The organism is Staphylococcus pasteuri (genome assembly GCF_030547725.1).
Taxonomy (GTDB): Bacteria; Bacillota; Bacilli; order Staphylococcales; family Staphylococcaceae; genus Staphylococcus; species Staphylococcus pasteuri.
Genome location: NZ_JAUOQO010000019.1, coordinates 1 through 10,224, shown reverse-complemented (window position 1 = coordinate 10,224; position 10,224 = coordinate 1). Strand labels below are relative to the sequence as shown.

Below are 10,224 nucleotides of genomic sequence, written 5' to 3'. Positions count from 1 at the left end.
GAACGCACATATGAAAAACAAACACAAAATGAGTATGATCCACAATTAGAGAAAGAACGAGAAGCCTTTTTAAAACAGCTCCAAACCGATTGGGAAGAATAATAAAAGTAGATGAATTTTTACAAATAGTATCTGCTGATGTATACTGAAGGTAACAAGTGAAGTATGGTTCGCCATATGTCAAAACCCCACTGCCGACCAAAGCAAAGTGGGGTTTTTTATTTATCTTTTTAGGTTATCTGTAATGTAGTTCGCAACTACACCAGCAATAACAGATAAGATAAATGTTCCAACAAGTGAGAGTATCGTTAACGCCATATGCACACCTCCTTTGTGCACGGAAGTGCGTTCTAATTATAATATACTAAAACTTTTTATTAAACTGACAATCTATAAATCTTTTCTAACATCCATTACTCTTTTAACTATCAATAAAGCAATAGGTTTTAATATTAAACCCATTGCTATTGTTAAAAAAAACATAGTCCACATTGTAAAAAGAAATTCTAAAAGAAAATGGAAGGAATTTTTAAAAATGGCTAATATATTATAATTTATTTTATAACTAAGATTAAACCACTTAAGTAAATTAAATGTCGCAAAACCAACAAGTAAAGATATAATTCCGCATGTTAAGCTCTTAATAATCTCTTTTTTTTGTGTACCATGCATATAAAACAATAGAAATGCTCTTTTATCTTTTCTTTTATACATACCCATAAGTAATATTAAAAAGCTTGCAACAGACATATTCAGGGGCGTAATCCAAATGGCTGTGCTACTAAACATATAAATTATAGTACCAGCTAATGATGTTAAAGCTACATACATACCAAAGTGAAATAAGTTTTCTTTTTGGTCATGTGACTCTGTATATTTTTTTAATCTTTCGGAAATATCATAAATCATATTTTTCCACCTTTCATTAAATATTATGCAATATATTTTAAGTTCACACTGAATAAAGATACAAAAGTGTTATTGATGAAAATGCATGAAAACGTGTGGTTGTGGGACTGTATAAAAGTTGTATAATCGATAATCCAAAAACGAAGGGACAAACGCTGAAATGACGGCGTTTGTGCCTTTTGAGTTAGTTAACATAATTACTGATTATGGGTAGCTAATTTGTATATTCTATGTATAAGCTTATTTAATATTAACATTACTTGAATATACTATGTTTTACAGAATAAATTCATAAATGTATATGTTACATTAAGTATGTAAGTGTTAATAGTAAACTTTCGAATATATTTATTTTGGCTAAAAAATTTACAAAAATAACAGTATTTATTAGGAGGATTACAATGAAAATAGTAGTTATTGGTGCTACTGGCACAATAGGTAAAAGTGTATCTAAGAAACTTAAAGAAAATAATCATGAAGTTATTGAAGTTGGCAGTAAATCTGGTGATTATCAATTAGATATTACCTCTCCAACAGAAATTGAACAAATGTATAAAGATATTAAAGATATAGATGCTGTTGTCAGTGCCACGGGAGGAGCAACTTTCAAATCCCTATCAGATATGAGTTTAGAAGAAAATAATGTAGCCATAAAAAGTAAATTATTAGGACAGATAAATCTTGTTTTAATAGGCCAACACTATTTAAATAAAAATGGTAGCTTTACTTTAACTTCCGGAATTATGATGGATGATCCTATTTTATTAGGTTCTTCAGCAGCTATGGCAAATGGTGGTGTCTCAGGATTTGTTACATCAGCAGCTGTAGAATTAAAAAATGGTTTAAGAATTAACAATGTAAGTCCTAATGTCGTTGAAGAAGCTTTAGATAAGTATGGAGAATTCTTCAAAGGATTTACAGCTGTTCCAGTTGATAAAGTAGCAAATGCATTTATTAAAAGTGTTGAAGGCGCTCAAACTGGACAAACGTATAAAGTTTATTAATGTTTTAGTATCTCATTATCTTATATTCAATTTTCATTTTTAAAAGACCCAGACGCTGATATGACGGTGTTTGGGTCTTTTTCCTTTAATTAACATAATTAATTATTATAGGTAGTAGAAATGTATACAATATAAACTCTTTTAAAAATTCAGAAAAAAATTTATCCTATAGAAAATGATGATTTTAATATAAAGGAGCTAGTCAAATGCAAAAAGAAAATTTATTAACGGGTGATAGACCTACTGGGAAATTACACATTGGTCATTATATAGGATCACTTAAAAAAAGAGTTGAATTACAAGACCAATTTAATAGCTTTATAATGATAGCTGATCAACAAGCATTAACTGATAACGCTAGAAATCCTGAAAAAATTCGTAATAGTTTAACGGAAGTTGTATTAGATTATTTATCAGTAGGTATAGATCCATTAAAGTCTAATATATTTGTTCAGTCTCAAATACCAGAATTAAATGAATTAACGATGCATTATTTAAACTTAGTTACATTATCCAGATTAAAAAGAAATCCTACTGTAAAAAATGAAATGAAAGAAAAAAAATTTGGAGAAAGAGTTCCAGCCGGTTTTTTAATATATCCGATTAGTCAAACTGCTGATATTACAGCATTTAAAACATCGGTAGTTCCCGTAGGAGAAGATCAAATACCTATGATAGAACAAGCTAATGAAATTGTTAAAACGTTTAACACTACATACAATCAAAATATATTATACAAATCTAAAGCCTTACTACCTAGAAAAGGTTTAGGTAGACTTCCAGGAACTGACGGGAAAGCTAAGATGAGTAAGTCTTTAGACAATGCGATTTATTTATCGGACTCTCCAGATACTATTAGAAAGAAAATTATGTCAATGTATACGGACCCTAACCATGTTCATATCAATGATCCTGGACAAATAGAAGGAAATACTGTCTTTACTTATTTAGATGCTTTCTGTTCAGATACAGATCAATTATTAAAATTAAAAAATCACTATCAAAAAGGTGGCTTAGGCGATGTCAAAATTAAAAACTATTTAAATGAAATAATACAAAGTGAATTAGAACCTATTCGTAATAAAAGACAGGACTATCAGAATAATATGGACTATGTATATGATGTACTCAAAAAAGGTAGTGAAAACGCTCGTTCAATCGCAACTGACACTCTCTTTGATGTAAGACAAGCAATAGGTATTAATTATTTTTAGAATTTATTGAAAATAATAATTATGTGTGGGAAGATTTAATTACAGTAAAAAGAGAGGACATTATATATGAAAAATAATAAAGTTGTAGTAATTGGAAATGGTCACGTTGGATCAAGTTATTCATTCTTAATGGCTTCTGAATCGAACACTAGTATAGACGAAATAGCGATAATATCTAGACACGAAAATGTTGTAAAAAGTTGTGTAGAGGATTTAAGACACATGCTTCCTTTTAACAACTCTATGTTAAAAGTAAAAAGTGGAGATTATTCTGATTGTGAAGATGCAGACATTATTGTCATCGCCGCTAGTGCTTCAATGGAATCTGTAAGTAAACGTTCAGACTTATTAGAAGCTAATCACAAAATATTTAAATCTATTATTGCAAAAATAATGGAAAATCATTTTAAAGGTATTTTTATTATAGCCTCTAATCCTGTTGACACTTTATCCTATATTACAAAAGAAATCTCAGGTTTTCCCAAAGAAAAAGTCATTGGTTCTGGTACAATAATTGATTCTGCGCGTTTTCAATTTAAATTAAGTGAAATATACAATGTTTCTCCATCAAACATACAAGCTATGGTATTAGGAGAACATGGCGACTCTCAAGTTCCAATATGGTCTAAAGCAAACATTGCAGGAGTACCATTAAAAGAAAAAACTTCAAATGTTTTAGAAGAAATAACAACATATACAAAAGAAGTAGGTACTGAAATTCTAAAATCTAAAGGAAATACAAGCTATGGAATTGCAAAAGCTTTAACGACCATAACTAATGCCATAATTAAAGATGAAAATACTATATTAACTGTTTCTAGCTATTTAAGTGGAGAATATGGATATGACAATTTATATTCTGGTGTACCAACGTTGATAAATAAATACGGTGCCCAAAAAATTATAGAATTACCTCTAGATGAAAAAGAAAATCAAAACTTAAAATATTCATTCGAAATATTAAAAAAAGCACAAGATGAAATTTCTAAATTTAGATAGGAGAATTTAAATGAAAACTCAAATTGAAAATTTATCAGCTTATCAACCAGGATTAAATCCAGAGGAATTAAAAAAATCTTATAATATTGAAGGACCATTATATAAGTTAGCTTCTAATGAAAACCTATATGGACCTTCTCCTAAAGCCAAAAAAGCAATAAAAGATAAAATAGATAATATACAATATTACCCAGACACTACTTCACTTAACTTAAGAAAAGCAATTGGCGATACTTTAAATATAGATGAAAATCGTATTTTATTAGGTGCAGGATTAGATGATATTATTACAATAATTTCTAGAGCAATTATTAAACCAGGAGATAAGCTAATAACTAGCAATTTAACTTTTGGCCAATATTATCATAATGGAGTTATCGAATCTGCTAATATTGTAAAAAGTCCACTAAAAAACGGGAAATTTGATTTAGATAACATTTTAGAGGAAGTAGATGACGAAACAGCCTTAATTTGGTTATGTAATCCCAATAATCCAACAGGTACATATTTCACTCATAATGAGTTAATCGAATTTTTAAATAAAGTTCCTTCAACAATTCCTGTTGCGTTAGATGAAGCATATGGAGAATTTGTAACCGCAGAAGATTTTCCAAATGCTTTAGAATTACAAGAAAAATATAAAAACTTATTTGTTTTACGTACTTTTTCAAAAGCATATGGTTTGGCAAGTATGAGAATTGGCTATGTTATTGGCGATCAAAAAATTATAGAAAAATTCAATATAATTAAACCTCCTTTCAATATAGGTAGATTATCTGAAATTGCTGCTATAACAGCATATAAAGATCAGGATTATATTAATGATATCAAATTAAAAAATGCAAACGAGAGACAAAAATTCTTTGAAATTCCTGAAAGTAAACATTTTTATCCTAGTGAAACAAATTTCATTTTTGTCAATACAGAAAATGTAAATAAATTATTCGAAGAACTTTTAAAAGTAGGATGTATAACTAGACCGTTCCCTCATGGTATCCGTATTACTATTGGATTCCCTGAACAAAATGACGCAATGATAAACGTTTTAAAAAACTTTACTTATTAAGTAATATATTAAAGATATAAGTAGGTGCTTATTATCCAAAAGAATAAAAAATTATATATATCTTTCACTATTTTATTGGGTATTATGACAGCTTTCGGCCCGTTACTATCAGATTTGTATACTCCTGCGTTACCAGGTGTTCAAGAAAGCTTACATACTACAACCTCTAATGCTCAACTTTCATTATCCATTGCCATGATTGGTATTGCTCTTGGTCAATTTATTTTTGGGCCTCTATCAGATAAAATCGGCAGAAAACCTAGTACTATTTTAATTTTTTCTGCCTTTATACTGACATCTTTAGGTTGCTTTATTACTCCAGGTATTAAATCTCTTATTGTATTAAGATTTTTTCAAGGATTAATGGGTGGCGGAGCAATTGTAATAGCTCGCTCAACAGCAGGAGATATTTATCAAGGTAAAAAACTAGCAAAATTTTTATCATTATTAATGGTAATTAATGGTGTTCTAACAATTGTTATCCCTTTAATTTCTGGAGGTATTTTATCATTTTTCACTTGGAGATCTATTTTTATATTCTTAACAGGTATTGGTATAATACTTCTATTAATATCAATTTTCTCTATGGAAAATGATAAAAATGAAAAACAGAATAATCACATAAATATAAAATTCATTTTAAAAGATTTTGGCAATTTATTGAAAACTAAAAAATTTGTAATTCCACTACTTATTCAAAGTATTAGTTACATTATGCTATTTAGTTATGCATCGAGTGCACCATTTATTACACAAAAAATTTATAATTTTTCTCCACAACAATTTAGTATTTTCATGACGTTTGTTGGAGTAGGGTTAATAATTTCTAGCCAATTAGCCGGTAAATTAGTCGATTTCTTTAATCGTAATACAATTATTCTTTTATACAATGTAATTCAAATAATTGGAGCAATTATTGTTATTGCTACATTAATATTAAATTTACCTGCATGGGTATATCTATTTTCTGTGTTCTTTACAGTTATCCCAGTATCAGGTTTAGGTCCTATTGCATTCTCACTAGCTATGGAAAAACGTACAGGAGGTAGTGGAAATGCTGCAAGTCTTTTAGGCTTATCACAATTTATTATTGGTAGTGTCATTGCTCCGTTAACAGGTATTAAGGGATCATATAATATATATCCTTATATAATAATACTCACTATAACAATAATATTTATTATCATGTTATTGTTAATAAACAACAAACAAAATTCACTAACTAAAAATAATGAATCTTGATAAGTGGCTAGCAAATAGCCACTTATTTTTTCGCTAGAAAAAATGCTAAGGGGCTTGGGGAATATCCCCAACAAGCTGGCGCGTCTGCCACGTTAGTGGCTAGCAAAGCCAATGCTTGCCAAACCACTTAACGACTTGATTAATTTTGCTTTACCCTGTAAAGTAAAATTATATTAAGGAGTTATCTTTCGTAGAAAGCGTGGTGGGATGTATGAGCGAACAAAACACATTTGTGGCTAGCGATGAAACTGTTGGGCAAAACCATAAACCCAACCGTAAGGAGCCGAAACAAATTAGTTTTCGTGTGAGCGAATCCGAATATTTAAAGTTGAAACAGTCAGCTGAAACTTTAAATATGAGTGTGCCTGCTTTCGTTAAGAAAAAGGCACAGGGATCTCGATTGGTCGCACCTAAATTAGATAAAACAACGCGACAATCGATAGCCAAAGATTTAAGTAGATTAGGTGCTAATGCCAATCAGATTGCGAAATATTGCAACCAACACCAACATGAAGCACCGAACTATAAAGCATTAGAACGTAATATCAGCGAATTACGTGAAAGGTTAGATGAGGTATGGAACAAACTAAATTAAGAAGATGGCTGTTTGGTATTTGGATTTTAACTGTTATATCTTTAATGATCTTCATTTTATTTTTTAATTTTTCATTCCTAAAACAATGGTGGTTTATCACCATCTGTTTCTTATTTTGTGCTTTCGGTGGCCTTTTAATTGATCATTTTATTCCTAAACAAAAAAAGCGTGATACCAATGGCAACAACTAAATTAAGTGCCACCAAATCAACATCACGGGCCATTAATTATGCTGAGAAACGAGCCGTTGAAAAAAGCGGCTTAAATTGTGATGTCGACTATGCGAAATCGAGTTTTAAAGCTTCACGTGAATTATATGGTAAAACCGATGGCAATCAAGGACATGTCATAATCCAATCGTTTAAACCTGGCGAAGTCACGCCCGAACAATGTAATCAATTAGGCTTAGCACTCGCTGAAAAGCTCGCACCGAATCATCAAGTAGCGGTCTATACGCATGCAGATACAGACCATGTACACAATCATATTGTCATTAATTCAATTGACTTCGAGACAGGTAAGAAATTCAATAACAATAAACAAGCGTTACGTAATGTCAGAAATTTCAATGATGAGGTTTGCATAGAACATGGTTTAAGCGTGCCAGAAAAGGACACAGCACGCTTACGTTATACGCAGACAGAAAAAGCGATTGCTGACCCTAATACGAAATCAACTGCCCAATATTCATGGAAAGATGAGATTAGAGAGGCAATAGACCAATCACAAGCCACCAATATGGATGAATTCAAAGACCATTTAAACCAACATGGTATTGAAATTGAACGAGTCACACCCAAAAGCATTACCTATCGACACTTAGCCGAAGATAAAAAGGTGCGTGGGCGTAAACTCGGCGAAGATTACAATAAAGGAGGGATCGAAGATGGCTTTGAAAGACAAATTCAACGACGGAGACAACAAGAACGAGACTCAGACACCGAATGCCAGCCAAAACGACCAACTTCAAGTCGTGATGAATCAACTGAACGAGATACAGGCGTCACTCAATCAGATTGGGACCAATTCGCCCAAGACACAAATGAGCTTGAGCGTAGCAGACAAGCTGCAGAATCAGCAAGACTTGCTGATGAAAAGGCTCGAAGAGATCGAGAAGAGAGAGAACGAGCGAAACAAGCGTCACGACGAATTATTAACAACGATCGAGAAAACGGCCTCGAACTTTAATCAAGCGACTGAAATCACACAAAAGCGTTTTATCAGTGTAGCGAAACACTATATTGAACGCATTAATAACGATAATTTAAAACAAGATTTTCAAACAGCCATCCAAGAAGAATTGAAAGATGTAAAAACAGACACACATAAGGCGATGGAGCAGTTACAAACCAATCAAGCAGAACTGCAACAAGCGAATAACGATTATAAAGCAACCATGGATGAACGTATCAAGCACAACGAAACAGCTGTTAAACAATATGATCAAGCGTTTCATCGTTTAACCAAAGGCATTACAGCGATGTTTTTTATTATTGCTTTAGTCATGGTCACATTTTTAGTCTTAAGTCCCTTAGGCGACTGGTTAGGTGTGCAACATTTTTATGAATGGCTGAACTATGTCCTGAAAACAGGCCATTCAGCATGGCGTTATTTCATACTTATTTTCTATCTTGTTCCTTATGCTTTATTTGGAGGACTTATATATGCCATTTTAAGCGTGTATAAGCGCATTTAATATAAATGTTGAATAAAAACCACATTTGAGGTAATAAAAAAGCTGTATCAAGCTTAAAATAGCTTAGAAATGAAAAGAGAAATAAAAAGTAACACACGCCATTATGCCGAGAAAATTTATTGTGCATTGAGAAGAACCCTTAATTAAACTGTTTCGACGAATGTCGGTATAGCGTGAGCTATGAAACCGACGAGTCGACAGTTTTTGGGTTTATTAAGGGTTCAGAGGCTCAATGTCAATAAAGCAATTGGAATAATGCATTAAAGTTATATTACTTGTTGCTTTTTTAAATAATAAAAACCAACCACAAATGTGGTTGGTTTCCTTTTTGTCTTTTGAATTTGTGAGGGGCAAATTGCCCCGAACTTTTTAATATCTTTTTATAAATCTTTTTAAAACCTTTTTAGGAGGCATTTGATCCTCAGAGTGACAACGGATTTGAGATGTTAAAGGCAACCAATCATTAAACTAAAGGCAACCAATCATTAAACTAAAGGCAACCAATCATTAAACTAAAGGCAACCAATCATTAAACTAAAGAAACTTTTTTTATATTAGGTTTCTTTATGTTATTATTGTTTATAAAATAGCTATTATAAGTATTTTCAATTAAAGTTAATAGGAATCTTTATTCTGTAAAGGTTTCTTTTAGATTGGAGTGGAGTTAGTTGAGTGGAGAAACAGTAGTATATAAAAATGATATGAATTTAGTTCCATTGAGAAAATTTAATAATACTGAAGTTAATCTATTTTTTACTTTGTGTAATAAATTAAAAGATAAAGGCAATTTGACTGTTAATGTGCCATTTGAAGAATTAAAAGAATTAAGTAATTACTATAGTCATGATAAAAAGCTTTTTATTCAAGATTTAGAAAAATTCTATGATAAAGTTTTCTCTTTAACATATAGAGAAGAAACTGAGAATGTTATTAGAAAATTTATTCTTTTTACTAAAGTAGAAATTTATAAAGATAAAGAGTATGTGGCTATTGGTGTTAATCCAGATTTAGAACATATTATTAATTCATTAACTAGTAACTTCACTAAATTTGAACTTAGAGAAATGACACACCTTAAATCTACATATTCTAAGCATATGTTCAGAATACTTAAGCAGTATAAACATACTGGCTATGTAAAAATTAAAATTGATGATTTTAGAGAACGGCTAGATATTCCTAATAGTTACCGTATGACAAATATTAATCAAAAAGTATTAGCCCCTATCATTAAAGAATTAGGCTTCATTTTTAATAATCTTAATATCAATAAAATAAAGGCAAAAAAAGGACGTAAAATTGAATGGTTAGAGTTTACTTTTGATGCTGAGAAACGTATTCACAGTAAACGACAGCCACAAATGACGAATATAGGTAAGTCACGACAATATATAAGTCGTGAGAAAACACCAAAATGGTTAGAAGAACGCACATATGAAAAACAAACACAAAATGAGTATGATCCACAATTAGAGAAAGAACGAGAAGCCTTTTTAAAA

The 10,224-nt window shown here is 30.9% G+C and carries 11 protein-coding genes and 1 pseudogene; 11 read left to right on the top strand and 1 reads right to left on the bottom strand.

Annotation, left to right across the window (positions count from 1 at the left end):
• Window positions 1–102, top strand: a pseudogene (locus Q4528_RS12480) (replication initiation protein); the annotation flags it as partial.
• Between the two features lie 288 nt (window positions 103–390).
• On the opposite strand, the gene Q4528_RS12475 reads toward Q4528_RS12480, so the two are convergent.
• Entirely contained in the window at window positions 391–909 is a 519-nt protein-coding gene (locus Q4528_RS12475; RefSeq protein ID WP_000638665.1) for a hypothetical protein, read from the bottom strand.
• A gap of 401 nt (window positions 910–1,310) precedes the next feature.
• Here Q4528_RS12475 and Q4528_RS12470 point away from each other — a divergent pair, with 401 nt between their 5' ends.
• The 10 genes from Q4528_RS12470 to Q4528_RS12425 form a co-directional block, all read left to right on the top strand.
• Window positions 1,311–1,913, top strand: coding sequence for a short chain dehydrogenase (locus Q4528_RS12470; protein ID WP_002447413.1), 603 nt, complete (start codon window positions 1,311–1,313; stop codon window positions 1,911–1,913).
• Window positions 1,914–2,119: 206 nt separating this feature from the next.
• Window positions 2,120–3,127: a tryptophan--tRNA ligase gene (gene trpS / locus Q4528_RS12465; protein WP_002458663.1), complete on the top strand. Its 1,008-nt coding sequence runs from the start codon at window positions 2,120–2,122 to the stop codon at window positions 3,125–3,127.
• A gap of 66 nt (window positions 3,128–3,193) precedes the next feature.
• The gene (locus Q4528_RS12460) at window positions 3,194–4,126 is read left to right on the top strand and encodes an L-lactate dehydrogenase (RefSeq protein WP_049391450.1); all 933 of its coding nucleotides are present in this window, start codon (window positions 3,194–3,196) and stop codon (window positions 4,124–4,126) included.
• A 10-nt stretch (window positions 4,127–4,136) separates the two neighbouring features.
• Window positions 4,137–5,192, top strand: a complete 1,056-nt coding sequence (gene hisC, locus Q4528_RS12455) for a histidinol-phosphate transaminase (protein WP_002487640.1) — start codon at window positions 4,137–4,139, stop codon at window positions 5,190–5,192.
• Window positions 5,193–5,216: 24 nt separating this feature from the next.
• The gene (gene tcaB, locus Q4528_RS12450; RefSeq protein ID WP_258165260.1) at window positions 5,217–6,434 is read left to right on the top strand and encodes a putative multidrug effflux MFS transporter TcaB; all 1,218 of its coding nucleotides are present in this window, start codon (window positions 5,217–5,219) and stop codon (window positions 6,432–6,434) included.
• Between the two features lie 211 nt (window positions 6,435–6,645).
• A complete protein-coding gene (locus tag Q4528_RS12445; protein ID WP_049391448.1) occupies window positions 6,646–7,029 on the top strand; it encodes a plasmid mobilization protein in 384 nt (127 codons plus the stop codon).
• Window positions 7,011–7,220: a hypothetical protein gene (locus Q4528_RS12440; RefSeq protein WP_049391447.1), complete on the top strand. Its 210-nt coding sequence runs from the start codon at window positions 7,011–7,013 to the stop codon at window positions 7,218–7,220. Before Q4528_RS12445 ends, Q4528_RS12440 begins: the two co-directional genes overlap by 19 nt.
• Window positions 7,207–8,217 (top strand): relaxase/mobilization nuclease domain-containing protein, encoded by a 1,011-nt coding sequence (locus tag Q4528_RS12435; RefSeq protein ID WP_049391446.1) that lies wholly within the window; start codon window positions 7,207–7,209, stop codon window positions 8,215–8,217. Before Q4528_RS12440 ends, Q4528_RS12435 begins: the two co-directional genes overlap by 14 nt.
• Window positions 8,120–8,725 (top strand): mobilization protein, encoded by a 606-nt coding sequence (locus tag Q4528_RS12430; protein WP_239682527.1) that lies wholly within the window; start codon window positions 8,120–8,122, stop codon window positions 8,723–8,725. The genes Q4528_RS12435 and Q4528_RS12430 overlap by 98 nt, the downstream gene beginning before the upstream one ends.
• A 668-nt stretch (window positions 8,726–9,393) precedes the next feature.
• On the top strand, window positions 9,394–10,224 hold an 831-nt coding region (locus Q4528_RS12425), incomplete at its 3' end, for a replication initiation protein (RefSeq protein WP_303521781.1).

What these genes read in the sequence shown, in the direction of transcription:
- Q4528_RS12435 (WP_049391446.1), top strand. Translation starts at nt 7,207, where the DNA reads ATGGCAACAACTAAATTAAGTGCCACCAAATCAACATCACGGGCCATT.
- Q4528_RS12445 (WP_049391448.1), top strand. Translation starts at nt 6,646, where the DNA reads ATGAGCGAACAAAACACATTTGTGGCTAGCGATGAAACTGTTGGGCAA.
- hisC (WP_002487640.1), top strand. Translation starts at nt 4,137, where the DNA reads ATGAAAACTCAAATTGAAAATTTATCAGCTTATCAACCAGGATTAAAT.
- Q4528_RS12475 (WP_000638665.1), bottom strand. Translation starts at nt 909, where the DNA reads ATGATTTATGATATTTCCGAAAGATTAAAAAAATATACAGAGTCACAT.
- Q4528_RS12440 (WP_049391447.1), top strand. Translation starts at nt 7,011, where the DNA reads ATGGAACAAACTAAATTAAGAAGATGGCTGTTTGGTATTTGGATTTTA.
- Q4528_RS12460 (WP_049391450.1), top strand. Translation starts at nt 3,194, where the DNA reads ATGAAAAATAATAAAGTTGTAGTAATTGGAAATGGTCACGTTGGATCA.
- trpS (WP_002458663.1), top strand. Translation starts at nt 2,120, where the DNA reads ATGCAAAAAGAAAATTTATTAACGGGTGATAGACCTACTGGGAAATTA.
- Q4528_RS12430 (WP_239682527.1), top strand. Translation starts at nt 8,120, where the DNA reads ATGAAAAGGCTCGAAGAGATCGAGAAGAGAGAGAACGAGCGAAACAAG.
- Q4528_RS12470 (WP_002447413.1), top strand. Translation starts at nt 1,311, where the DNA reads ATGAAAATAGTAGTTATTGGTGCTACTGGCACAATAGGTAAAAGTGTA.